General features: G+C 53.4%; 24 protein-coding genes and 1 pseudogene. 14 read left to right on the top strand and 11 right to left on the bottom strand.

The annotated features are described in order from the left end of the window. The first annotated feature begins 10 nt into the window (after positions 1-10). The 5 genes from trpB (at position 11) to A3466_RS21460 (ending at position 4,386) form a co-directional block, all read left to right on the top strand. Entirely contained in the window at positions 11-1,204 is a 1,194-nt protein-coding gene (gene trpB, locus A3466_RS21480; protein ID WP_063452264.1) for a tryptophan synthase subunit beta, read from the top strand. After that, positions 1,204-2,013, top strand: coding sequence for a tryptophan synthase subunit alpha (trpA, locus tag A3466_RS21475; RefSeq protein ID WP_063452263.1), 810 nt, complete (start codon positions 1,204-1,206; stop codon positions 2,011-2,013). Before trpB ends, trpA begins: the two co-directional genes overlap by 1 nt. Positions 2,014-2,184: 171 nt before the next feature. Beyond that, a complete protein-coding gene (gene yedE, locus A3466_RS21470) occupies positions 2,185-3,396 on the top strand; it encodes a selenium metabolism membrane protein YedE/FdhT (protein ID WP_063452262.1) in 1,212 nt (403 codons plus the stop codon). Then, positions 3,393-3,626: a sulfurtransferase-like selenium metabolism protein YedF gene (gene yedF, locus A3466_RS21465; RefSeq protein ID WP_063452261.1), complete on the top strand. Its 234-nt coding sequence runs from the start codon at positions 3,393-3,395 to the stop codon at positions 3,624-3,626. Before yedE ends, yedF begins: the two co-directional genes overlap by 4 nt. Before the next feature lie 478 nt (positions 3,627-4,104). Next, positions 4,105-4,386, top strand: coding sequence for a hypothetical protein (locus A3466_RS21460; RefSeq protein ID WP_369750612.1), 282 nt, complete (start codon positions 4,105-4,107; stop codon positions 4,384-4,386). Between the two features lie 39 nt (positions 4,387-4,425). Here A3466_RS21460 and ompW read toward each other — a convergent pair whose 3' ends face one another. Beyond that, a complete protein-coding gene (gene ompW, locus A3466_RS21455; protein ID WP_063452259.1) occupies positions 4,426-5,058 on the bottom strand; it encodes an outer membrane protein OmpW in 633 nt (210 codons plus the stop codon). A gap of 275 nt (positions 5,059-5,333) precedes the next feature. On the opposite strand from ompW, the pseudogene A3466_RS23275 reads away from it, so the two are divergent. From A3466_RS23275 to yciA, 5 genes and pseudogenes are all read left to right on the top strand, one after another. Further along, positions 5,334-5,414, top strand: a pseudogene (locus tag A3466_RS23275) (YkgJ family cysteine cluster protein); the annotation flags it as partial. A gap of 25 nt (positions 5,415-5,439) precedes the next feature. Continuing rightward, positions 5,440-6,183, top strand: a complete 744-nt coding sequence (locus A3466_RS21450; protein WP_045347760.1) for a YciC family protein — start codon at positions 5,440-5,442, stop codon at positions 6,181-6,183. A 13-nt stretch (positions 6,184-6,196) separates the two neighbouring features. Then, positions 6,197-6,736, top strand: coding sequence for a septation protein A (locus A3466_RS21445; protein ID WP_063452258.1), 540 nt, complete (start codon positions 6,197-6,199; stop codon positions 6,734-6,736). Positions 6,737-6,915: 179 nt separating this feature from the next. Continuing rightward, positions 6,916-9,102 carry a TonB-dependent siderophore receptor gene (locus tag A3466_RS21440; protein WP_063452257.1) on the top strand — a complete coding sequence of 729 codons (2,187 nt, stop codon included), beginning with the start codon at positions 6,916-6,918 and terminating at the stop codon, positions 9,100-9,102. A gap of 98 nt (positions 9,103-9,200) precedes the next feature. Next, positions 9,201-9,596 carry an acyl-CoA thioester hydrolase YciA gene (gene yciA / locus A3466_RS21435; protein ID WP_063452256.1) on the top strand — a complete coding sequence of 132 codons (396 nt, stop codon included), beginning with the start codon at positions 9,201-9,203 and terminating at the stop codon, positions 9,594-9,596. A 45-nt stretch (positions 9,597-9,641) separates the two neighbouring features. On the opposite strand, the gene tonB is transcribed toward yciA, so the two are convergent. Further along, a complete protein-coding gene (gene tonB / locus A3466_RS21430) occupies positions 9,642-10,370 on the bottom strand; it encodes a TonB system transport protein TonB (RefSeq protein WP_074161123.1) in 729 nt (242 codons plus the stop codon). Between the two features lie 221 nt (positions 10,371-10,591). On the opposite strand from tonB, the gene A3466_RS21425 reads away from it, so the two are divergent. Beyond that, positions 10,592-10,888 carry a YciI family protein gene (locus tag A3466_RS21425; RefSeq protein WP_063452254.1) on the top strand — a complete coding sequence of 99 codons (297 nt, stop codon included), beginning with the start codon at positions 10,592-10,594 and terminating at the stop codon, positions 10,886-10,888. Between the two features lie 32 nt (positions 10,889-10,920). Here A3466_RS21425 and leuE read toward each other — a convergent pair whose 3' ends face one another. Beyond that, positions 10,921-11,556: a leucine efflux protein LeuE gene (gene leuE, locus A3466_RS21420; protein WP_063452253.1), complete on the bottom strand. Its 636-nt coding sequence runs from the start codon at positions 11,554-11,556 to the stop codon at positions 10,921-10,923. 134 nt (positions 11,557-11,690) lie between these two features. Further along, entirely contained in the window at positions 11,691-11,864 is a 174-nt protein-coding gene (locus A3466_RS23380; RefSeq protein ID WP_017384232.1) for a YciY family protein, read from the bottom strand. Positions 11,865-12,007: 143 nt separating this feature from the next. Here A3466_RS23380 and cls point away from each other — a divergent pair, with 143 nt between their 5' ends. Then, a complete protein-coding gene (gene cls / locus A3466_RS21415; RefSeq protein ID WP_063452252.1) occupies positions 12,008-13,468 on the top strand; it encodes a cardiolipin synthase in 1,461 nt (486 codons plus the stop codon). Between the two features lie 33 nt (positions 13,469-13,501). Further along, positions 13,502-13,831, top strand: a complete 330-nt coding sequence (locus A3466_RS21410) for an HI1450 family dsDNA-mimic protein (RefSeq protein WP_006810881.1) — start codon at positions 13,502-13,504, stop codon at positions 13,829-13,831. A 31-nt stretch (positions 13,832-13,862) separates the two neighbouring features. Here the strand turns inward: A3466_RS21410 and A3466_RS21405 are convergent, their stop codons facing one another. The 7 genes from A3466_RS21405 to A3466_RS21375 all read right to left on the bottom strand — a co-directional run bounded on the left by A3466_RS21405 (position 13,863) and on the right by A3466_RS21375 (position 21,743). Then, positions 13,863-14,699 (bottom strand): ion transporter, encoded by an 837-nt coding sequence (locus tag A3466_RS21405; RefSeq protein WP_063452251.1) that lies wholly within the window; start codon positions 14,697-14,699, stop codon positions 13,863-13,865. A 45-nt stretch (positions 14,700-14,744) separates the two neighbouring features. Next, positions 14,745-15,749 (bottom strand): murein tripeptide/oligopeptide ABC transporter ATP-binding protein OppF, encoded by a 1,005-nt coding sequence (oppF, locus tag A3466_RS21400; protein WP_003856743.1) that lies wholly within the window; start codon positions 15,747-15,749, stop codon positions 14,745-14,747. Continuing rightward, complete coding sequence (locus A3466_RS21395) at positions 15,746-16,759, bottom strand: ABC transporter ATP-binding protein (protein WP_063452250.1); 1,014 nt, start codon at positions 16,757-16,759, stop codon at positions 15,746-15,748. Before A3466_RS21395 ends, oppF begins: the two co-directional genes overlap by 4 nt. An 11-nt stretch (positions 16,760-16,770) precedes the next feature. Beyond that, a complete protein-coding gene (gene oppC, locus A3466_RS21390) occupies positions 16,771-17,679 on the bottom strand; it encodes an oligopeptide ABC transporter permease OppC (protein WP_003856740.1) in 909 nt (302 codons plus the stop codon). A 12-nt stretch (positions 17,680-17,691) separates the two neighbouring features. After that, entirely contained in the window at positions 17,692-18,612 is a 921-nt protein-coding gene (oppB, locus tag A3466_RS21385) for an oligopeptide ABC transporter permease OppB (protein WP_063452249.1), read from the bottom strand. A gap of 82 nt (positions 18,613-18,694) precedes the next feature. Next, on the bottom strand, positions 18,695-20,326 hold the full coding sequence (gene oppA, locus A3466_RS21380; protein WP_063452248.1) for an oligopeptide ABC transporter substrate-binding protein OppA: 1,632 nt from the start codon (positions 20,324-20,326) through the stop codon (positions 18,695-18,697). 769 nt (positions 20,327-21,095) lie between these two features. After that, on the bottom strand, positions 21,096-21,743 hold the full coding sequence (locus tag A3466_RS21375) for a YchE family NAAT transporter (protein ID WP_063452247.1): 648 nt from the start codon (positions 21,741-21,743) through the stop codon (positions 21,096-21,098). A gap of 479 nt (positions 21,744-22,222) precedes the next feature. Between A3466_RS21375 and adhE the strand changes: the two genes are divergently transcribed. Beyond that, the gene (adhE, locus tag A3466_RS21370; RefSeq protein ID WP_063452246.1) at positions 22,223-24,904 is read left to right on the top strand and encodes a bifunctional acetaldehyde-CoA/alcohol dehydrogenase; all 2,682 of its coding nucleotides are present in this window, start codon (positions 22,223-22,225) and stop codon (positions 24,902-24,904) included. Positions 24,905-24,917: the final 13 nt, after the last annotated feature.

Genomic DNA, 24,917 nt, shown 5'->3' with positions numbered 1-24,917 from the left:
GGAAGAGAAGATGACGACATTACTTAACCCGTATTTTGGTGAGTTCGGTGGGATGTACGTCCCACAAATCCTGATGCCCGCGCTGCGCCAGCTGGAAGAAGCGTTCGTAAGCGCGCAAAAAGATCCGGCGTTTCAGGCGGAGTTTACCGACCTGTTGAAAAACTACGCGGGCCGTCCGACGGCGCTGACCAAATGCCGTAACCTGACCGAAGGCACTAAAACCACGCTGTACCTTAAGCGTGAAGACCTGCTGCACGGCGGCGCGCACAAAACTAACCAGGTGCTGGGCCAGGCGCTGCTCGCTAAGCGCATGGGTAAAACCGAAATTATCGCTGAAACCGGTGCGGGCCAGCACGGCGTGGCCTCTGCTCTTGCCAGCGCCCTGCTTGGCCTGAAGTGCCGCATCTATATGGGTGCCAAAGACGTTGAGCGCCAGTCGCCGAACGTGTTCCGTATGCGTCTGATGGGCGCGGAGGTGATCCCGGTGCACAGCGGCTCCGCCACGCTGAAAGATGCCTGTAACGAAGCGCTGCGCGACTGGTCTGGCAGTTACGAAACCGCCCACTATATGCTCGGCACAGCGGCGGGTCCGCACCCGTTCCCGACCATCGTGCGTGAATTCCAGCGCATGATCGGTGAAGAGACCAAAGCACAGATCCTTGAAAAAGAGGGTCGCCTGCCGGATGCGGTGATTGCCTGCGTCGGCGGCGGGTCTAACGCCATCGGCATGTTTGCCGATTTTATCGACGAAACCCGCGTTGGGCTGATTGGCGTCGAACCTGCCGGTCACGGCATTGAAACGGGCGAGCACGGCGCGCCGCTGAAGCATGGTCGCGTGGGGATCTACTTCGGCATGAAAGCCCCGATGATGCAGACCGACGAAGGGCAGATTGAGGAGTCTTACTCGATTTCTGCCGGGCTGGATTTCCCGTCCGTTGGGCCACAGCACGCCTTCCTGAACAGCACGGGGCGCGCAGATTACGTCTCCATCACCGATGACGAAGCGCTGGAGGCCTTCAAAACGCTGTGCCGCAATGAAGGGATCATCCCGGCGCTGGAGTCTTCCCACGCCCTTGCACACGCGCTGAAAATGATGAAGGAAAACCCGGAAAAAGAGCAGCTGCTGGTGGTGAACCTTTCCGGCCGCGGGGATAAAGATATCTTTACCGTTCACGATATTCTGAAAGCACGAGGGGAAATTTGATGGAACGCTATGACAACGTATTTGCTGAACTGAAATCCCGCCAGGAAGGCGCGTTCGTTCCCTTCGTGACGCTGGGCGACCCCGGCCCCGAGCAGTCGCTGAAGATTATTGACACCCTGATCGCAGCCGGTGCCGACGCGCTGGAGCTGGGTATTCCCTTCTCCGATCCGCTGGCGGATGGCCCAACCATCCAGAACGCCACCCTGCGCGCCTTTGCGGCAGGCGTGACGCCGACCCAGTGCTTTGAAATGCTGGCGGCGATCCGCCAGAAACACCCGACCATCCCGATTGGCCTGCTGATGTACGCCAACCTGGTCTTCAGCCGCGGTATTGATGCATTTTACGCCGAGTGCGCCCGCGTGGGTGTCGACTCCGTGCTGGTGGCTGACGTGCCCGTTGAAGAGTCCGCGCCGTTCCGTCAGGCGGCGATGCGCCACAACGTCGCGCCGATTTTCATCTGTCCGCCGAATGCCGATGACGATCTGTTGCGCCAGATTGCCTCTTACGGACGAGGGTACACCTACCTGCTCTCCCGTGCGGGCGTGACCGGCGCGGAGAACAAAGCCGCGCTGCCGCTGCATCACCTGGTGGAGAAGCTGGCAGAATACCATGCCGCACCACCGCTTCAGGGCTTCGGGATTTCGTCTCCGGATCAGGTTACTGCGGCCATTGACGCGAAGGCCGCCGGGGCCATTTCCGGTTCGGCTATCGTTAAGATTATCGAGAAAAACGTGGATAAACCTGAGCAGATGCTGGCTGAGCTGAAAACGTTCGTCACATCCATGAAGGCGGCCACGCGCAGGGCATAACCGTTACAACCGTCTGGTCCCGCCAGGCGGTTTTCCCCTCTTGCTCCCTGAGAGCAACCTGTCAAAATTGATCCTGTCGATATTTTCGGTGTGAATGACTTTCCAATCTTTCGCGTAAGCGTATGATCTGGACTCTTTTTAGCGTTATCCTTCTGAGTTCAGAGGTTATTCATGTCCTGGCATTACTTCAAGCAGACTTACCTGGTTAAGTTCTGGTCTCCTGTTCCGGCCGTTATCGCGGCAGGCATTCTCTCTACTTATTATTTCGGTATTACCGGCACCTTCTGGGCCGTTACGGGCGAGTTTACCCGCTGGGGTGGACAGCTATTGCAGCTGGCGGGCGTTCATGCCGAAGAGTGGGGCTACTTTAAGCTGATCCATCTTGAGGGCACACCGCTGACCCGCGTTGACGGGATGATGATCATCGGCATGTTCGGCGGCTGTTTTGCGGCCGCGCTGTGGGCCAACAACGTTAAGTTACGCATGCCGAAAAGCCGCATCCGGATTATGCAGGCCGTGGTCGGCGGCATCATTGCCGGGTTTGGCGCCCGCCTGGCGATGGGTTGTAACCTTGCCGCGTTTTTTACCGGTATTCCGCAGTTCTCGCTGCATGCGTGGTTCTTTGCCGTCGCCACCGCCATCGGCTCATACTTTGGGGCAAAGTTCACCCTGCTGCCGCTGTTCCGCATTCCGGTGAAAATGACGAAAGTGAGCGCTGCCTCTCCGTTGACTCAAAAGCCCGATCAGGCCCGTCGTCGCTTCCGCCTCGGTATGCTGGTCTTTTTTGGAATGGTTGCCTGGGCGATGTGCACGGCGATGAATCAGCCAAAACTCGGTCTGGCAATGCTGTTCGGCGTCGGTTTCGGCCTGCTGATTGAACGCGCGCAGATCTGCTTTACCTCCGCGTTTCGCGATATGTGGATCACCGGACGAACGATGATGGCGAAGGCAATCATTGCCGGTATGGCGGTCAGCGCGATCGGCATCTTTAGCTATGTGCAGCTTGGCGTGGAGCCGAAAATCATGTGGGCCGGTCCTAATGCGGTCATTGGCGGATTGCTGTTTGGTTTTGGCATCGTGCTGGCGGGCGGGTGCGAAACCGGCTGGATGTATCGCGCCGTGGAAGGCCAGGTGCATTACTGGTGGGTTGGTCTGGGTAACGTGATTGGCTCAACCCTCCTGGCGTACTACTGGGATGACGTCTCTCCGGTGCTGGCAACCAACTGGGACAAGGTCAATTTGCTGAATACTTTTGGTCCACTCGGGGGGCTCATGGTGACCTACGCCCTGCTGCTTGTTGCCTTCTTGCTGGTGGTTGCACAAGAGAAGCGCTTCTTCCGCCGGGCTACCGTCAAAACTGAAACTCAGGAGAATGCCGCATGAAAGAGATCGTGCCTGACTATCGTCTCGATATGGTGGGTGAACCCTGTCCTTATCCGGCCGTCGCCACGCTCGAGGCGTTACCGCAGCTTAAAAAGGGTGAAATTCTGGAAGTGGTGAGCGATTGCCCCCAGTCCATCAACAACATTCCAATTGATGCCAAAAACCACGGCTATACCGTGCTGGATATCCAGCAGGACGGGCCAACCATACGGTATTTGATTCAGAAGTAGCTCTCAGGTACGAAAAAGGCCTCTACGGGAGGCCTTGTTTCAAACTGCTGGCTTTAGCCACCGTCGTCTTTTGAGTTTCGGGAGGCATGAATGGGTGGTGAGGCGGGTTCCGCAAACTGAACAGACCGCACCGTGAGGTTGGCTGTGCGTCGGGCTAAACGTGGTGAAATAAAACTTTTTGCCTGCACAGACTGGACACTCAAATTTGATGTTGGGGATATCCCCTCCAGCCAGATGTATGGAAGAACCACAATACAACAATTCATGGACTTACAGGGATATATCGTCCCCGCGAGAACACAAGGCGAGGAAGACTTAACATAGGCTTTTGAAATTTAACTCTTATTGATCCACAGCAACAGGAAAGATTTACACTTAAGTAAAATCTTACGTCTGGTTTGAGTAGGGTTTTGATGCATTGATGTTTTTTAGATGTTTTGTATTTTTGCTTGTTTTCCTCTCGTTTCACGCTTCGTCTTTGAATTTCTCATCGACGTTTTTGCGGCTGAACTGCCCGGAACGCGGCCTGGTCGAAATTATTCTGCACGTCTACGACCACACCCAGGAAAAGTGGCCCGGGCATTTTGAAACCGGCGCTGGCCATAAGCGTGTCGGCGATACCGAAATTATTCCCTTTGCAAACGGGGATGTTCTGTTCCACTCCATTTCACGCGATGCATTCAGCTACCTGTATGATGGCGAATCGACGCTCAGGCACTGCATGAAGCTGGACGAACGCCCCGTTTATCCGTCCTTTTGACGCCCGGCACTGGCCGCTGTGCGGCCAGTTTTTACCGAATCAGAAACGGTAACCCGCAGAGAACATAAACACCCACGGATCCAGACGGGTACTGATACTGTGCTGCTCTCCGCCCGCCTTGAAGCGAACGTCGGTATCAATATCCATGTACCAGACCGAGGCGTTGATCAGCCAGTCGCGGTTGATCAGATAGTCCAGCCCCACCTGCCCCGCCACGCCCCAGGAGTCCTTCAGGCTAAGGTCGGAGAGCCCGGCCGCTTTCCCGGTATCGTTAAATTTCTCGTCAAAGAAGGTGGTGTAGTTAACGCCCGCGCCAATATAGGGGCGCACCTTGCTGCTGGAATCCCCAAAGTACCATTGCGCCATCAGCGTTGGCGGCAAATGGTGCACCGTGGCAATGTCTCCGGTCGGTCCCAAACCGACGCGGTGACGAAACGGCGTGGCGGCAAGAAGCTCAACGCCCACGTTATCCGTTGCCATATAGGTAAAGGTCAAGCCTAGCTGAGTATTATTGCTGACGTTGAAACCGCCCATCCCCAGTACGCTGTCTGAGCCTTCCGTTGGGCGCACCGTTGCCGAACCGGCACGAATAAAGAATTCACCTGCTTCATGCGCGTACGCGCCGCCAGAGAGACTGCTTAAGATAAGGGCTGCCACCGCTAATTTTTTCATATCCACTCCATCGTTGTGGTTTTAATTGCGGAGGAGAATATACTCACAAAAGAGTAATAAGTGATCTAACACAGATCACATTAAAACCAGTAAGTTAACATTCATTGATCTAGGTTAATTTTTGGTGACGCCATATAAAGCAATAAGTTGTTACCACGTCAATTTCTGGCATTTCTCGGTAACAAAAATTTCTGCTTTTCCTCACTTGCGCTTGCAGTAGCGGCTGGACAATTTCTCGCTCTCACAGTCTGATTGGGTGGGTCCTTCTTTTGCAGCTTTACAAAGATATGCTTTTCCATACAAGCCTTGATGCTGCCACCAGCGCCATATCCGGTGTACAATTGCCGGCTAATTAACACCTGCAATACTCAAGGAGAGTGCATGTCTATCACGGCGAAGTCTGTCTACCGTGACACGGGAAATTTTTTCCGCAATCAGTTCATTACCTTTTTACTGATCGCGTTGTTGTGCGCCTTTATTACGGTGGTGCTGGGTCATGCGTTCTCACCCAGTGATGAACAGATTGCCACGCTGAGCCAGGGGGATCATCTTGCAGGCAGCGCGGGGTTGTTTGACCTTGTGCAGAATATGACGCCAGAGCAACAGCAAATCTTGCTGCGCGCCTCTGCGGCATCTACCTTCTCGGGCCTGATTGGCAATGCCATTCTGGCGGGTGGCGTGCTGCTGATGATCCAGCTGGTGTCTGCCGGGCAACGCGTCAGCGCGTTACGTGCAATCGGCGCCAGCGCGCCGGTGCTGCCGAAGCTGTTTATCCTCATCTTCCTTACTACGCTGCTGGTCCAGATGGGGATAATGCTGGTTGTCGTTCCGGGCGTGCTGCTGGCTATCGTTCTTTCATTCGCGCCAGTAATGGTTGTGCAGGACAAAATGGGCATTTTCACTGCCATGCGTAGCAGCATCAGGCTCGCGTGGGCAAATATGCGACTGGTCGCGCCGGCCGTTATCAGCTGGTTGCTGGCCAAAACGCTGCTACTGCTGTTTGCGCCGAATTTTGCGGTATTAACGCCAAACGTCGGTGCGGTTGTCGCCAATACGCTGAGCAACCTGATTTCAGCCGTGCTGCTGGTCTATTTGTTCCGCCTGTACATGTTAATTCGTCAGTAACCGGGATCGCAGAATGAAGCAGTTTCTTGATTTTTTACCGCTGATCGTATTTTTCGCTTTTTATAAGCTGTACGACATTTACGCCGGCACGCTGGCGCTGATTGTGGCCACGGCTGTGGTGCTGATTTATAGCTGGGTTCGCTACCGCAAGGTTGAGAAGATGGCGCTCATCACCTTCCTGATGGTGGCGGTATTTGGCGGCCTGACGCTGTTCTTCCACAATGATGAATTCATCAAGTGGAAGGTCACGGTGATTTATGGCCTGTTTGCGGGCGCGCTGCTTATCAGCCAATGGGTGATGAAAAAGCCGCTGATCCAGCGCATGCTGGGCAAAGAGCTGACGTTGCCGCAGGCAGTCTGGGGGCGTCTGAACCTGGCCTGGGCGCTGTTCTTTATCCTGTGCGGTCTTGCCAATATCTACATCGCCTTCTGGCTGCCACAAAATATCTGGGTCAACTTCAAGGTATTTGGCCTGACGGCCCTGACGCTCGTGTTTACGCTGCTAAGCGGCGTGTACATCTATCGGCACATGCCGCAGGACGATAAGCAGTAACCCTTCGGGCCAGATCGCAATGCGATCTGGCCTTTTTTCACTTTTCGTTCACATTCCGCCCCCCTTCTTCAAAAATGACCGAATCATGAAGATTTTATGGAGATTGCTCTCTTCTCATTGTAATGAGAATCACTATCATTAATATTCGTCATCGCATTTTAACAAATGGAAATGAGTTGATGAAAAGCATAATAAGATTTGCCCCCGCTTCACTTACGTTGGCCATCCTTGCGGCACTGGGCCAGGGCGCGCACGCAGCAGAAGAGACTCTCGACGACGGTGAAACCATGGTGGTTCAGGCGACGGCTGAAGAGGCGCTGAAGCAGCAGCCTGGCGTCTCCGTTATTACAGCAAAGGACATCGAAAAGGACCCGCCGGTAAACGATCTTTCTGAAATCATTCGTAAAATGCCCGGGGTAAACCTCACCGGCAACAGCGCGACGGGCAGCCGCGGCAACAACCGCCAGATCGATATTCGCGGTATGGGGCCGGAAAATACCCTGATCCTGATTGACGGCGTACCGGTGACGTCCCGTAACTCGGTGCGCTATAGCTGGCGCGGCGAGCGCGACACCCGCGGGGACACTAACTGGGTTCCGCCAGAAATGGTCGAGCGCATTGAAGTGCTCCGCGGGCCTGCCGCTGCTCGCTATGGCTCCGGGGCTGCCGGTGGCGTCGTCAACATCATTACCAAACGCCCGACCAACGACTGGCACGGCTCGCTCTCGCTTTACACCAACCAGCCTGAAAATGATAAAGAGGGAGCGACTAAACGCGCTAACTTCGATCTGAGCGGTCCTCTCGCAGACGATGCGTTAACGATGCGCCTTTACGGGAACATCAATAAAACCGACGCGGACGCCGAGGACATTAACACCGCGCAAAACGGCTCTTACGCCGCCGGACGCGAAGGCGTACGTAACAAAGACATCAACGCCCTTCTCTCCTGGAAACTCACGCCGCAGCAAATTATCGACTTCGACTACAGCTACAGCCGCCAGGGCAATATCTACGCGGGCGATACGCAGTACAGCAACGGTAACGTCAGCCCCGGTGGCCTGGTGTCGTCCCTGTACGGTCACGAAACTAACCGTATGTACCGCCAGTCATACGGCATTACGCACAACGGCATCTGGGACTGGGGCCAGTCGAAGTTTGGCGTCTATTACGAGAAGACCAACAACACCCGCTTGCAGGAAGGGTCGACGGGCAGAGTTGAGGGTATGATCAACAGCGACAAGTATGACACCAGCCGGCTTGAGTCGTACCGTTCCACAGGCGAGCTGAACATTCCGCTGTTCTGGCTGGTGGACCAGACGCTGACCATCGGCGCGGAGTGGAACCGCGATGAGCTCAACGACCCGGCGTCAATGCAGGCGACCGACGTGTCGGGAGAAGTGATTAACGGCGTTTCCGGCACCGCTTCCGAGCGCAACAGCAAAAACAGCGCCGATCTCACCGGGATCTATCTTGAGGACAATATTGAAGCGCGTCAGGGTACCAACCTGATCCCGGGGATCCGCTTCGATTATCACAATAAATTTGGCAGCAACTGGAGCCCAAGCCTTAACGTTTCACAGGATTTAGGCGACATGTTCAAGGCCAAGGCGGGTATCGCTCGGGTATTTAAAGCGCCGAACCTGTATCAGTCCAGCGAAGGCTACCTGCTTTCCACCCGCGGGAACGGTTGTCCGAACAACATTTCCGAGGGAAGCTGCTACCTGTTAGGCAACCCGGATCTGAATCCGGAAATCAGCGTGAACAAAGAGATCGGCCTGGCCTTTGCACTGGAAGGCTACGAGGCTGGGATTACCTGGTTCCGCAACGATTACAAAAACAAAATCGTTTCAGGAACGGACGTGCTGGGGCAGACAAGCAGCGGCGTAAATATTCTGCAATGGGAGAACGGCGGCAAGGCCGTTGTTGAAGGGCTGGAAGGCAACCTCACCGTGCCGGTTATTCGCGATACGCTGACCTGGCGAACCAATGCGACATATATGATCCAGTCTGAAAGTAAAGATACCGGCAACCCGCTGTCGATTATCCCCAAATACACCGTCAATACCATGCTGGACTGGGAGGTTAACAGCAAGCTTTCAGCCAACGTAAGCTGGACGATGTACGGCCGCCAGAAGCCCAGAGAGAGCGCTGAGATCCGCAAAGAGGAGAATGCGATGTCCAACAGAGAGATCGGCGCGTATTCCATCGTGGGTATCGGCAGTAATTATCAGCTGACCAAAAACCTGCGCCTGAATGCCGGCATCAGCAACCTCTTTGACAAGCAGATTTACCGTGAAAATGACGGTGCATCGACCTATAACGAACCGGGCCGCGCGTATTACGCTGGCGTAACCATGTCCTTCTGACCCTCAGGCGCCCGCGCTGCGGGCGCTATCCCTATTCTCTCCAGCCAGAAATCATAGTAGCATCCCGCCTGAAGTCTTCAGTTACGAGTTTAAAAACAATGACAACGATTGACGCCCCACAGGGCGAACTGGTTTTACGCACACTGGCAATGCCCGCTGACACCAATGCCAATGGCGATATTTTTGGCGGCTGGCTAATGTCGCAAATGGATATGGGCGGCGCAATTCTGGCTAAAGAGATTGCACACGGGCGCGTAGTCACCGTCCGGGTTGATGGTATGACCTTCCTGCGTCCGGTTGCGGTTGGAGATGTGGTTTGCTGTTACGCGCGCTGCGTAAAACGCGGCAATACCTCTATCTCCATCAACATTGAAGTATGGGTAAAAAAAGTCTTTTCTGAACCGATTGGTCAGCGCTATAAGGCGACGGAGGCATTGTTCATCTATGTGGCGGTGGATAGCGACGGTAAACCGCGCCAGCTTCCCCGGAGCTAAGCTTCAGGTATAAAAAAAGCCTCCTTGCGGAGGCTTTTTTAGCCGTTATTCCATTTGCGCCCCGCCGTTCAGGCGGAAGACAATGTTCACAACCAGCCCGCTGCCGGGTTTACCGGCCTCGTAGCGCCATCTGCGCATGGCCGATTTCACTTCACGTTCAAACATATTCGCCGGCTGTGCGGAGAGGATTTGCACGTTATCAACGCGACCGTCAGCGGTGACGTCAAATTTCACCCTTACGCGCCCCTCAATGCGTAACGCCTGCGCGCGCGCCGGGTACTGCGGCTGATTACGGCTCAGCGCGCGCGGGCCCGCTGGTGCGGTTACCGTCGGTTTCGTCGCTGTCGCGGTGTTGTTCATCATCGGACGCGACGGAGCGGCATTTTCTACTGGTTGCGTGGCGCGAGGCTCTACCGGACGCACTTCACGTTTAGGACGCTCTTCGACCTTTTTAACCGGCTTGGGTTTTGGCTTCGGTTTTGGTTTAGGTTTTGGCTCTGGCTTATGGATCACCACCGGCGCTTCTTTCGGCGGTTCAGGAACAGGCTCGGGTTCCGGCTCCGGTTCAACAACGGGCTGTGGTGGTGGCGGCGCAACCTGCGGCGGCTCAAGATCCGCAGGCGATACCATGGTCACAGAAATTGGCTGCGCTGGCGCCGGCATTTCAATAACCTGATGAACCGAGGTATAGAGTAGACCCGCCACGACAGCACCGTGAATAACGACGGAAAGCAGCGTCGGCCATGGAAAGCGGCGAGGTAAATCAAGGGTCATCGAAGTCATAATCATCAACGTTAAAAAACCGAACTTCGATTTTAAATGCAAATAGCAATCATATTCAATAAGACACTTTGTCCTGGCGCAATTTAAGCGCGTAAGCGGGCAAAAAAGGGGCATCCAGATCAGGGTTTTAACAATGTGATTATCTTTACATTGCAGTCATTTGTGCTTTCACATAACGTTATTGTCACTTTCACCGGTTAAGGAGCTTTGCCGTGCTTTACGTGATTTACGCTGAAGATGTACATGATTCTCTGGAAAAACGTCTTTCCGTTCGCCCTGCCCATCTGGCGCGCTTACAGTTGCTACAGGATGAAGGCCGTTTGCTGACCGCGGGCCCGATGCCTGCCGTTGACAGCAACGATCCGGGAGCGGCAGGTTTTACCGGCTCCACGGTGATTGCCGAGTTTGAATCTCTGGAAGCCGCGCAGGCGTGGGCAGAAGCAGACCCGTACGTCGCAGCCGGCGTGTACGAGAAAGTCACGGTTCGTCCGTATAAAAAAGTGTTCTAAAAGAAAGGCTCCCGCAGGAGCCTTTTCTTCATTCAGTGCAGCGACGCCAGCCTCGCCGCAAAGCCGACAAACAGCAGACCGATCAGCCCATTCCCCAGCTTCGCCAGTTTCTTTTTGGTTTTAAGGTAACGCGTCACAAACGCGCCTGAGAAAATCAGGAAGCTCATGTAAATGAAGCTAATCAGCTCAAGCGTTGTGGCGAGGATCAGGAACGACGTGCCGGTATTCTTCGCGTTTACATCGATGAACTGGACGAAGAACGACACGTAAAAGAGAATCGCTTTCGGGTTCGTCAGGCTCAATACCAGCGAACGCTTGAGGATCGCGCTTGCCGGTTCGGCGCTGTTATCATGTGTATTATTCTGACGGTTAATAACGGACCAGAGCATTTTCCCACCCAGCCACAGCAGGTAAAACGCCCCGAGGTAGCGGACAATGTTGAATAACACCGGCGTGGTCTGGATCAGCGCGGCGACGCCCGCCCAGGCCAGAAACATCAGCACCGCATCACCAATAAATACACCGGTGGCGGCCAGATACCCTTTTTTTACGCCGTGGCCAATCCCTGTTTTTAGCACAAACAAGGTGTTCGGTCCTGGAACCAGCACGATAAAAAATGCGCCGACAACATAAGTCCAGAAATTCAGTACACCAAACTCCGCAAACACGTCTCACTCCTTTTGCTCAAAACAAAGGGAATATCGCCGCAACGTCGATATTCCCGAAATCTGAAACTGTATACCGTTAAAGCCGCAGACCGCGTCAGTTAAACAACGGGCACCTTTCGGTGCCCTCAGGGTTATCAGATGTCCTGGACCGCGAACAACAGCGCATTACGGTGTCTGTTCAGCCCACATTTTCTGATGGCGTGGATACGCATATTGCGGCGGGATTGTGCTTCCAGCCAACGAGCCTTACGACGACTCACCTGTCGCAACATGCGCCAGCGCCCGACTTCAGTTCTACTGCGCTTCATGTCTACAACTCTTTCTCTAACAGAGATGCCATTATAAGCCTAAGCGGGCGGCAAACCAGCGCTTTTATCTGCCGTTTTTATTTGCCAGATGAATCCTGATGCGTAAACTCATAACAATACGCTTTCAAAAGGATTTTTTATTTATGACAACCTTCTACACCGTGGTGAGTTGGCTGGTCATTTTAGGATACTGGCTGTTAATTGCCGGGGTGACGTTGCGCATTCTGATGAAGCGCAGAGCGGTCCCTTCCGCCATGGCCTGGCTTCTGATTATCTACATTCTCCCGCTGGTGGGCATAATCGCCTATCTCTCTTTTGGTGAACTTCATCTGGGTAAACGCCGGGCCGAACGCGCCCGCGCCATGTGGCCCTCCACGGCGAAATGGCTTGCCGATCTCAAAGCCTGCAAGCATATCTTCGCCGAAGAAAACAGCAGCGTGGCGTCATCCCTGTTCAAGCTGTGCGAACGCCGCCAGGGGATCGCCGGTGTAAAAGGCAACCAGCTCCAGTTGATGACCTCTTCCGATGATGTGATGCAGGCGCTGATCCGGGACATTCAACTTGCCCGACATAATATCGAGATTGTGTTTTACATCTGGCAGCCGGGCGGCATGGCGGACCAGGTAGCCGAATCGCTGATGGCGGCTGCACGTCGCGGTATCCATTGCCGCCTGATGCTGGACTCCGCCGGCAGCGTGGCCTTTTTCCGCAGTCCGTGGGCCGGCATGATGCGCAATGCCGGTATCGAGGTGGTCGAGGCGTTGAAGGTGAATCTTTTCCGCGTATTTCTGCGGCGCATGGATCTCCGCCAGCACCGAAAAATGGTTCTGATCGATAACTATATCGCTTACACCGGCAGCATGAATATGGTTGACCCCCGCTTCTTCAAACAGGATTCCGGCGTGGGGCAATGGATTGATTTGATGGCTCGCATGGAAGGCCCGGTGGCAACGTCTATGGGCATCGTCTACTCCTGCGACTGGGAAATTGAAACCGGCAAACGCATTCTTCCCCCGCCGCCGGACGGCAATATCATGCCGTTTGAGGAAGCCAGCGGGCACACTATTCATACCATTGCCTCCGGTCCTGGCTTCCCGGAAGATCTGATCCATCAGGCACTGCTTACCGCCGCGTACTCAGCACGTGAATATCTGATCATGACCACGCCCTATTTCGTTCCCAGCGACGACCTTCTGCATGCCATCTGTACGGCGGCGCAGCGCGGAGTGGATGTGAGCATTATTATGCCGCGCAAGAACGATTCCCTGCTGGTCGGGTGGGCAAGCCGTGCGTTCTTCAGCGAGCTGCTGGCCGCAGGCGTGAAAATCTATCAGTTCGAGGGCGGGTTGCTGCATACCAAGAGCGTGCTGGTGGACGGAGAGCTGAGCCTGGTGGGCACCGTCAACCTCGATATGCGGAGCCTGTGGCTGAATTTTGAAATTACGCTGGTCATCGATGACGCCGGGTTTGGCGGCGATCTGGCGGCGGTTCAGGACGATTATATTTCCCGTTCACGCCTGCTGGACGCCAGGCTGTGGGCGAAACGTCCGCTGTGGCAGCGAATTGCCGAACGACTGTTTTACTTCTTTAGTCCGTTGCTGTAAAACGTGCCCAACGATGTTTAACAGGTAGTCATCATGGAAATGGATCTGAACAATCGCCTGACCGAAGACGAAACGCTCGAGCAGGCCTACGATATTTTTCTCGAACTGGCGGTCGATAATCTCGACCCGGCTGATGTGATTCTTTTCAACCTGCAATTTGAAGAGCGTGGCGGCGCCGAGCTGTTCGATCCGTCTGAAGACTGGGCCGAACACGTCGATTTTGACCTCAACCCGGATTTCTTCGCCGAAGTGGTGATTGGCCTGGCGGACGAAGACGGCGGCGAAATTAACGACATCTTTGCGCGCGTGCTGCTGTGCCGCGAAAAAGACCACAAGCTGTGTCATATTCTCTGGCGCGAATAATAAAAAAGGCTGCCATCGCAGCCTTTTTTAATTAATCCGGTAAGACATTTCCACAGCGGTGACAAAACCGCGCGCCGGGTTCATGATTCCCCTGCTGACACCTCGTGCATTTACGCTGCCGTTTGCTGCCCTGAAACGCGCTGCTCATGTGGGTGGTAATTAACCCCGTCGGGATCGCTATCACCGAATAGCCGATCAGGATCAGAACGGATGCCACAATTCTTCCGAGCGGCGTATGCGGCGTAATATCCCCGTAGCCCACGGTCGTTACCGTGACGATGGCCCAGTAAACGGAAGCATTAAGCGTGGTAAACCCGTATTTCGGCCCTTCGATTAAATACATCAGAGAGCCAAAAACAATCATCACGATGGCAATAAACGAATAGAAGAGAATAAGCTGGTGGCGGGCGCTGACAATCGCGACCCAAAACACCCGCAGCGATGGCATAAAGCGCAGCAGCTTCAGAATGCGTAACACCCGAATCGCCCGCATTGCGCGCCAGGCAAACACATAGTTCAGGCTTATTTCCGGCCACAGCCACATGACGTACAGCGGCAGAATGGTGGCTAAATCAATAAAACCCCAAAAGCTAAAAACGTATTTTGCCGGATTTGGCCAGCTAATGACCCTGAGCACATATTCTGCGGTAAACACCAGCGTGACGATTAATTCCAGCCAGACAAAAACGTGCCACTCCTCATACGTCATGTGGTACTGCGTGCCGGCGCCGGATTCGATAAAGATAATAATGACGCTAATCAGCGCAAATAAACCGCACAGTCCTTCGAAGCGGCGACCGGAAACCGTTTCAGGATCAAATAAGAAATGATACAGCCGCTGACGGGCCGACGTGAGTAATCGCGACACATTAACCTCGAAAAAGAAGGGCTGACATCGTGTCAGCCCTTGCGATTATAACGGGTCTACTTTCAGGCAGGAAACCGCATGTCGGAAACTGCCTTCCAGAACCGGACGCGTTTTTGCACATTCCGGCCCGGCGATGGGGCACCGCGTACGGAATACGCAGCCTGAAGGCGGGTTAATCGGCGAAGGCAATTCGCCTTCCAGAAGCTGGATGGTTTTATTCTTTTCCAGATCGGGATCCGGAACGGGAACCGCAGACATCAGCGCTTTGGTGTAAGGATGCAGCGGATTGTGGTACACCTCGTCATAGGTGCCCAGCTCCACGGCGTGCCCCAGATACATCACCAGCACACGGTCTGAAATGTGTTTTACCACCGCCAGATCGTGGGCGATGAAGATCAGCGATAGCCCCATTTCCCGTTGCAGTTTCTGGAGCAGGTTAACAACCTGAGCCTGAATGGAAACGTCCAGCGCCGAAACCGGCTCATCACAGATAATCAGTTTCGGCTCAAGGATCAACGCACGTGCGATGCCGATACGCTGACACTGACCGCCGGAAAACTCGTGCGGATAGCGGTTGATGAGGTTAGGCAACAGACCCACCTTGAGCATCATCGCTTTCACGCGGTCGCGCACTTCCTGACGCGGCATCTTCGGATGATAGGTACGCAGCGGCTCGGCAATGATTTCACCGATGGTCATACGCGGATTCAGGGACGCCAGCGGATCCTGGAAAATCATCTGAATATCGCTGCGCACGTCGCGCCACTCATCCGGCTTCATCCCCAGCAGATCTTTACCCAGCCAGGCCACTTTTCCGTCGGTGGCTTTCACCAGGCCGATAATCGCACGCGCAAACGTCGATTTGCCGCATCCGGATTCGCCCACCACGCCCAGGGTTTCCCCTTCGTACAGGCGCAGCGTAACGCCATCCACCGCTTTCAGGGTTTTGGCAGGCTGCCAGAACCACTGTTTGCCGTCTTTGATATCGAAATGGACCTTCAGGTCAGCGATTTCGAGCAGCACATTTCTTTTTTCGTCGATTGCGTTCATACCAGCTCCTCCTGCGGCTTAAAGCAGGCGCGCAGACGGCCTGGGGCAAACGCTTCCAGCGGCGGTGCGCTGTTACAAATTTCCATCGCGTGCGGACAACGCGGCTGGAACGGACAACCTTTCGGCAGACGCAGCAGGTTTGGCGGGTTGCCCGGGATGGTCAGCAGCGACTCCCCTTCCGCATCAAGGCGCGGTACGGCATTCAGCAGGCCAATAGAGTACGGATGGGCTGGCTGGTAGAAGACATCGCGTGCATTACCGTACTCCATCGTGCGGCCTGCATACATGACCAACACTTTGTCGCAAATCCCGGCAACGACGCCCAAATCGTGGGTGATCATGATTATCGCGGTGTTGAACTCACGCTTAAGCTCGTTCAGCAGCGTCATGATCTGCGCCTGAACGGTCACGTCCAGGGCGGTGGTCGGTTCATCCGCGATCAGCAGTTTTGGCCGGCAAAGCAACGCCATCGCGATCATGACGCGCTGGCGCATCCCGCCGGAGAACTCGTGCGGATACATGCGCATGCGCTTACGTGCCTCAGGCATTTTCACCGCATCCAGCATTTTGACAGACTCTTCAAACGCTTCGGCTTTGCCCAGGCCCTTGTGGAGCATCAGCACTTCCATCAACTGCTCGCCCACACGCATATAGGGGTTCAGGGAGGTCATCGGATCCTGGAAAATCATTGAGATTTGCTCGGCGCGCAGCTTGTTCAACTCATGCTCCGGCAAATTCAGGATCTCTTTCCCGTTGAACTTCGCTGAACCGCCGATCGCACCGTTTGACGCCAGCAGGCCCATCAGCGCAAATGCGGTCTGGGATTTACCGGACCCGGATTCGCCCACAATGCCCAGCGTTTCACCGGCACGCAGGTCGAAGTTGAGATCGTTAACGGCAGTCACATCGCCGTCGGGGGTTTTAAACGTCACACGGAGGTCTTTCACGTCCAGCAGTGCACTGGATCGCTGTTGCGCCTGTGGCGCGCTTGCCGTTTCAATAATGGTCATGACGGCGCTCCTTAACGGTCTTTCGGGTCGAGGGCATCACGCAGGCCATCGCCGATAAAGTTGAAACAGAACAGAGTGACCACCAGGAAGCCCGCCGGATACAGCAGTAACCACGGTGATACTTCCATGGAGTTTGCGCCATCGCTTAACAGCGCGCCCCAGCTGCTCAGCGGCTCTTGCGTACCTAATCCCAGGAAGCTCAGGAAGGATTCAAACAGGATCATACTTGGCACCAGCAGGGAGGCGTACACCACTACCACGCCCAGCACGTTAGGAACGATATGACGCACCACGATATTGGCGGTAGAAACCCCACCAACCTGTGCCGCTTCTATAAACTCCTTACGTTTAAGGCTCAGCGTCTGGCCGCGCACAATACGCGCCATGTCCAGCCAGGAGACCATCCCGATAGCCACGAAAATCAGCAGGATATTTTGACCAAAGAAGGTCACCAGCAGAATAACGAAGAACATGAACGGGAAGGAGTTCAGGATTTCAAGCAGACGCATCATTACGGAGTCCACTTTCCCGCCAAGGTAACCGGAAAGCGAACCGTACAGCGTACCGACGATTACCGCCACCAGCGCCGCCGCGATGCCGACCATCAGGGAAATGCGGCCACCGATCGCCACGCGCACCAGCAGGTCACGGCCGGATGAATCGGTACCAAAATAGTGCCCGGATTCCATATCCGGCGCGCTGGACATCATGCCCCAGTCCGTATCGAAATAGGTGAACTGCGACAGCATTGGCGCCAGGGTGACGAACAGCGCAATAAGCACCAGCACGACCAGGCTGGCAACGGCGGCGCGGTTATGCATAAAACGACGGCGGGCGTCCTGCCAAAGGCTACGACCTTCAACCTCCAGCTTTTCACTGAAGTTTTCCAGCGCCTCGCTGTTTTTCTTACTCAACATCATGGCGTGCTCCAGTTAGTAACGGATTTTCGGGTCGATAACGGCATACAGCACATCGACAACGGCATTAAACAGAATGGTCAGCGCGCCCACGAGGATCGTAAGGCTCAGCACCAGCGAGTAGTCACGGTTAAGCGCCCCGTTAACAAACAGCTGTCCGATGCCCGGCAGGCCATAAATGGTTTCGATTACCATTGAACCGGTAATGATGCCGACGAAAGCAGGCCCCATGTAGGAGAGCACCGGTAACAGTGCAGGCTTGAGTGCATGACGGAAAATAATCCGGCGCATCGGCAGCCCTTTCGCACGGGCGGTACGGATGAAGTTCGAGTGCAGAACTTCAATCATTGAACCGCGGGTAATACGCGCGATGCTGGCAATGTACGCCAGAGATAATGCCACCATCGGCAGTATCATGAACTTCAGGGCCCCGCCGTTCCAGCCGCCACCGGGCAGCCATTTCAGGGTGATGGCGAATATCATGACCAGCAACGGCGCGACAACGAAGCTGGGGATAACCACCCCGGTCATTGCGACCCCCATAACGGTATAATCCCATCGGGTATTTTGTTTTAGCGCGGCGATAACGCCCGCAGTGACCCCGAGAACAACGGCCAGGATAAAAGCAGCAGCCCCTAATTTAGCCGATACCGGGAAGCTGGACGCCACCAGGTCGTTAACGGAATAGTCTTTATATTTGAATGACGGTCCAAAATCACCGTGCGCAAGTTGCTTCAGATAATTGAAGTACTGCGTGGTAATGGGATCGTTTAAATGGTATTTCGCTTCGATGTTGGCCATGACTTCTGGCGGCAGCGTACGTTCACCGGTAAATGGACTGCCCGGCGCAAGGCGCATCATGAAGAAGGAAATTGTAATTAGAATAAATAACGTTGGAATCGCTTCAAGACAGCGACGCAGGATAAATTTCAACATTGCCCGTACCTTCTGGCGTGTGCCTGATGAATGTTACAAAATAGACACAGTGGGGCAAGCTCGCTCGCCCCACGTATTGCCATTAATGCTTGATAATATAAAGATTCTTAACGGAAATATTATCCAACGGGTCTTTACCGGTATAACCCCCTACCCACGGTTTCACCAGGCGGGCGTTGACGTAGTAGTAAACCGGTACGATCGCAGAGTCTTTATCGAGCTGTTGTTCTGATTTCGCGTACAGATCGGCGCGCTGGGCGTCGTCTGCCACTTTCAGGGTCTCGCCAATCAGCTTATCAAACGCCGGGCTCTTATAGTGTGCCGTGTTGTTTGAGCTGTCGCTGAGCATGGTGTTCAGGAAGGAGGTCGGTTCGTTATAGTCCGCACACCAGCCGGCGCGCGCCACGTCAAACGTTCCCTGGTGGCGCGTATCGAGGAAGGTTTTCCATTCCTGGTTTTCCAGCTTCACGTTCACGCCCAGGTTTTTCTTCCAGATTGACGCCACGGCGATAGCCAGTTTTTTATGCAGATCCGAGGTGTTGTACAGCAGGTTAAACGTCAGCGGCTTATCAGCAGTGTACCCGGCTTCAGCCAGCAGTTTTTTCGCTTCTTCGTTACGTTTTTCCTGAGACCATTTAAACCATTCAGGCTCAACCAGTTTCATACCGTCGGTATAAGGCGGAGTGTAGCTGTAAGCTGGCAGGTCGCCCTGATTCTTCACTTTATTAACGATAATATCGCGATCCAGGGCCAGCTTCAGTGCGGTACGCACGCGCACGTCGGTGAATGGTGCTTTCTGGTTGTTAATTTCGTAGTAGTAGGTGCACAGATAAGGATCGACGTGCACTTCTTTCGGGATCTCTTTTTTCAACTTCTGGAACAGTTCAATCGGCATGTTGTTATAGGTCATGTCGATTTCACCGCTGCGGTAGCGGTTGACGTCCGTCACTTCTGAAGAAATTGGCAGGTAGGTGACCTGATTGATTACGGTCTTCGCGTTATCCCAATACTGCGGGTTGCGCTCCAGTACCATACGTTCATTAACGACCCAGCTTTTCAGCTTGTACGCACCGTTGGTCACGATATTCGCAGGCTGCGTCCATTTTTCACCGAATTTCTCTACAGCGGATTTTGGTACCGGGGAAACAGACGGGTGAACCAGCAGCTTATAGAAGTACGGAACAGGCTCGCTCAACGTCACTTCAAAGGTGTTGGCATCAATGGCTTTTACGCCCAGATCGGTAACAGGCTTTTTGCCCGTGATGATGTCATCAATATTGGCAATATGACCGTACTGAAGGTAACTCGCATACGGGGAGGCGGTATTCGGATCCGCCAGACGCTGCCAGCTGTAAACGAAATCTTCGGCGGTAACCGGCGTACCGTCGGACCATTTGGCATCCTTACGCAGATGGAAGGTCCAGACTTTAAAATCTTTATTGTCCCATTTTTCCGCCACGCCCGGCGCCGGGTGGCCGTCTACGTCAGTCACCAACAGACCTTCAAACAGATCGCGGTTAACGTTAGATTCTGGAACACCTTCAATTTTGTGCGGATCGAGAGACTGCACTTCCGCACCGTTATTACGCACCAGCGCTTGCTTCTCAGCCAGCTGAACACCGTCAGGAACGTCCGCAGCCATTGCAGCGTTTCCCGCGATTAGCGCAGTTAAAATCCCCGCCGCTACCAGACTTTTTTTTGTGATGATGGACATTGTGTTGATACTCCACTCATTATAATGACTGGCCTTCGCCAGTTGTGTAATCCCCTGTCGGGGCCTGTACAGCGCAGGAGATTTTTTTGCTACTGTCAGGTTCTTTTTTTACTTCTTGCTATCACCGACTTCATTATTACTGACCGCTCGTACGGCGATCTTGCGTCGATTCTTGACACCTCTCCCCTGTCAGAGAGATGCATTGGATATCTTTCGCGAGGTCTATATGAAAATAGTTCTCATCAACTTGATTAATGCTGCGAAATATAAGGCCGGAAAGTACCAAATGGTGCCAACTCTCGCCAATACATTTTGCAAATTTGTTAAGCATTTCTCTTTTACGGTGGTTGGCTCATCTAAGCCATAAATCTCCAACCCCACCAAAACAAAGTAAAAACACTCAAAATCAAGCGATTACAAGATTGTCTCGCTGAGAGCGTAATGCCATGACCAATCTGAACGATTTTTCACGAAAATTTAACAATTGGTTATTATTTAGCACATTCGTCTGGGTCAGCGTCGAAATTACTAATATCATTTCGGTTATCTGTCAGCAAGCCCCAGAGTATCATGTGAGTAAAATAACAGAGGGTTCGAAGGATTTATGCGCAGAGGGGGAAGCTGAAAATAAACAACCTCTTGAAAAATAACAAGAGAGCGTTATTAGTAGAACTTATTATGGCTGGACCGTAATTCAACTTTATTTATATGATTTGCTGATAATCACGTAAAAAAACGGAGCCGTCGGCTCCGCTCTTTCAAATGAAAGTCAATGTAATAATCCGGGGAATATGCTTTTTATACCGGTAACGATAAATTCGATGCCCAACGCCATTAACAGCAGGCCCATGATACGGGTGATCACGTTGATGCCCGTTTGACCCAGCAAGCGAACCAGCCATGGCGCCATGCGAAATACGCCCCAACAGCACAGCGCGAACAGCGCAATGGCGACAGAAAAGCCAATCAGATGCATCAGGCTGTGATAGCGCGTTCCCCAGACGATGGTTGAGCTGATTGCCCCCGGGCCTGCCATCAGCGGCAATGCCAGCGGCACTACGCCGATGCTTTCGCGGATCGCGGTCTCTGATTTCTCCTGCTTGTTCTGTTTATCCTCACCCAGCTTGCCGCTGATCATCGACATCGCAATTGTCACCACCAGGATCCCACCCGCTATTCGGAACGAATCAATCGAGATGCCGAAGACCTGAAGGATGGCGTCCCCCAGATAAAGAGAGGTCAGCAAGATGATAGCCACCGACAGGTTTGCCGTCAGGTTGGTTTTGTTTCTTGCGGCGGCCGTTTGATAGCTGGTCATACTAATAAAGACAGGGATGATCCCTACCGGGTTGACTAGCGCAAACAAACCGATAAAAAACTTAAAATATGTAGGGAAATCAAAGAGCGTTTGAATCACATTAAGCTCCGCAATTGAGCATGGCCAGGGAGAAACAGCGTGTCATAATAAATCCGCGCTGAAGATACGCTTTTTAGCCGCACACTTCACCAGAAATCTGTTCTAAACGTTATCAATTCATGATGTTAAACGTTTGTATAATCAATGATAGCGCCACTTCCAATAGTTACTTAATTATTTAACACTGGAATAATTAGCACAAAATAACCCTGCTGAAAGGTATCAGCTTAGGACAAAATTGATCCTGATCATAATTTTCGTACTCAGAAGTGAGTAATCTTGGTTACGCCGCCAGGGAGATCACCTATCAAAAAGGTATGATGCTAAGGTAAGGCTCTTTTAGTAAATTAGTGAGCATAAGCAGTGAGTAATCCTTTGTTTTACTGTGTGTTACGCAAGAGGGATCGGCACTGACTATACTGTCAGACGTATCGAGCGCTGGTTTACTAAAAGAGTTTAAACATTATCAGGAGAGCATTATGGCTGTTACCAATATCGCTGAACTGAACGCCCTCGTCGAGCGCGTTAAAAAAGCCCAGCGTGAATATGCCAATTTCACCCAAGAACAGGTTGATAAAATCTTCCGCGCGGCCGCTCTGGCTGCTGCTGATGCTCGAATCCCTCTCGCTAAAATGGCCGTTGCCGAATCCGGCATGGGTATCGTTGAAGATAAAGTGATTAAAAACCACTTTGCTTCAGAGTATATCTACAACGCCTATAAAGATGAGAAAACCTGCGGCGTGCTGTCAGAAGACGATACTTTCGGCACCATCACCATAGCAGAACCGATCGGCATCATTTGCGGTATCGTTCCAACCACTAACCCAACCTCTACCGCCATCTTCAAATCTCTTATCAGCCTGAAGACACGTAACGCAATCATTTTCTCCCCGCATCCACGTGCGAAAGACGCCACTAACAAAGCAGCAGACATCGTGCTCCAGGCGGCCATTGCGGCGGGCGCACCAAAAGATCTGATCGGCTGGATCGACCAACCTTCTGTCGAGCTGTCCAACGCCCTGATGCATCACCCGGACATTAACCTGATCCTGGCGACCGGTGGTCCTGGCATGGTTAAAGCCGCTTACAGCTCCGGTAAACCCGCTATCGGCGTAGGCGCGGGTAACACCCCGGTTGTTATTGACGAAACCGCTGACATCAAACGCGCCGTCGCGTCTGTGCTGATGTCTAAAACCTTCGATAACGGCGTTATCTGTGCATCTGAACAGTCCGTTGTCGTTGTTGACTCTGTATACGACGCCGTTCGTGAACGTTTCGCCAGCCACGGCGGCTACCTGTTGCAGGGTAAAGAGCTGAAAGCCGTTCAGGACGTGATTCTCAAAAATGGCGCGCTGAACGCCGCTATCGTGGGTCAGCCAGCCTATAAAATTGCCGAACTCGCCGGCTTTAGCGTTCCTGCTTCCACCAAGATCCTGATTGGTGAAGTTAACGTCGTTGATGAAAGCGAGCCGTTTGCTCACGAAAAACTGTCTCCGACGCTGGCTATGTACCGTGCGAAAGATTTCGATGACGCGGTAGAAAAAGCAGAGAAACTGGTTGCCATGGGCGGTATCGGTCACACCTCTTGCCTGTACACCGACCAGGATAACCAGCCTGAGCGTGTTGCACACTTCGGTCAGAAGATGAAAACGGCACGTATCCTGATTAACACCCCTGCTTCTCAGGGTGGTATCGGTGACCTGTACAACTTCAAACTCGCACCTTCCCTGACTCTGGGTTGTGGTTCCTGGGGTGGTAACTCCATCTCTGAAAACGTTGGTCCAAAACACCTGATCAACAAGAAAACCGTTGCTAAGCGAGCTGAAAACATGTTGTGGCACAAACTTCCAAAATCTATCTACTTCCGTCGTGGCTCACTGCCAATCGCGCTGGATGAAGTGATTACTGATGGCCACAAGCGTGCGCTCATCGTGACTGACCGTTTCCTGTTCAACAATGGCTATGCTGACCAGATCACCTCTGTTCTGAAAGCGTCTGGCGTCGAAACCGAAGTCTTCTTTGAAGTTGAAGCTGATCCAACCCTGAGCGTTGTCCGTAAAGGTGCTGAACTGGCGAACTCCTTCAAACCCGATGTGATCATCGCACTGGGTGGCGGTTCCCCAATGGACGCCGCGAAAATCATGTGGGTCATGTACGAGCATCCGGAAACTCACTTCGAAGAACTGGCGCTGCGCTTTATGGATATCCGTAAACGTATCTACAAGTTCCCGAAAATGGGCGTGAAAGCGAAAATGATCGCCGTCACCACCACTTCCGGTACCGGTTCAGAAGTCACGCCATTTGCGGTTGTGACGGATGACGCAACGGGTCAGAAATACCCGCTGGCCGACTACGCGCTGACGCCAGATATGGCTATCGTTGACGCCAACCTGGTGATGGACATGCCGAAATCACTGTGTGCGTTCGGTGGTCTGGATGCGGTGACCCACGCTCTGGAAGCTTACGTTTCCGTACTGGCTTCCGAGTTCTCTGACGGTCAGGCCTTGCAGGCGCTGAAACTGCTGAAAGAAAACCTGCCAGCCTCTTACAACGAAGGTTCAAAAAACCCTGTTGCGCGTGAACGTGTGCACAGTGCTGCAACCATCGCGGGCATCGCGTTTGCTAACGCCTTCCTGGGCGTGTGTCACTCCATGGCGCACAAGCTGGGTTCACAGTTCCACATTCCTCACGGTCTGGCGAACGCCCTGTTGATCAGCAACGTTATCCGCTATAACGCCAACGACAACCCAACCAAGCAGACTGCATTTAGCCAGTACGACCGTCCTCAGGCTCGTCGTCGCTACGCTGAAATCGCAGATCACCTGGGTCTGAGCGCACCGGGCGACCGTACTGCCGCGAAGATCGAGAAACTGCTGGCATGGCTGGAAAGCCTGAAGGCTGAACTGGGTATTCCTAAATCTATCCGCGAAGCGGGCGTTCAGGAAGCTGACTTCCTCGCTCACGTAGATAAGCTGTCTGAAGATGCATTCGATGACCAGTGTACTGGTGCTAACCCACGCTACCCACTGATTTCCGAACTGAAACAGATCCTGCTGGATACTTACTACGGTCGTAACTTCACTGAAAGCGATGTCGCTGCTGTGAAAGCTGACATCCCGGCAGTGGTAAAGGCTGACAAGAAAGCGAAGAAAAACGCTTAATTGACAGTGTGAC

The sequence above is a fragment of the Enterobacter genomosp. S genome, from assembly GCF_001631805.1.
GTDB lineage: Bacteria > Pseudomonadota > Gammaproteobacteria > Enterobacterales > Enterobacteriaceae > Enterobacter > Enterobacter quasihormaechei.
The sequence above is the reverse complement of the archived record's forward strand: the minus strand, read 5'-3'. Positions and strand labels throughout refer to the sequence as shown.